Raw genomic sequence first — 230 nt, 5'->3', positions numbered from 1 at the left:
AAACAGTCACGGCATCCACCGTTTCCCAATGCGGATGTCTGAATAGGTTGGCCATGTGCGCGACGTCGTCTTTGTCGAAATCATAGTCCAGATGTAACTCCGGCTTGGGTCTGTCGACACCTTCGGGCCGCGATCGCCGATATGAATTGCCTACATAGTCCTTCGACCGCTTGAACGGATAAGGGGAACAATTGACCGCGTCCAATACCTTCATCTTGGATTTTGACAGC

1 protein-coding gene is annotated in these 230 nt (G+C 51.7%); it reads right to left on the bottom strand.

Annotation, left to right across the window (positions count from 1 at the left end; all coding sequences use genetic code 11):
• On the bottom strand, positions 1 to 214 hold a 214-nt coding region (locus SB756_RS36120; protein ID WP_410914057.1), incomplete at its 3' end, for a hypothetical protein.
• Positions 215 to 230: the final 16 nt, after the last annotated feature.

The organism is Pseudomonas sp. SIMBA_068, from assembly GCF_046534705.1.
GTDB lineage: Bacteria > Pseudomonadota > Gammaproteobacteria > Pseudomonadales > Pseudomonadaceae > Aquipseudomonas > Aquipseudomonas putida.
This window is presented reverse-complemented; position numbering and strand designations above follow the sequence as displayed.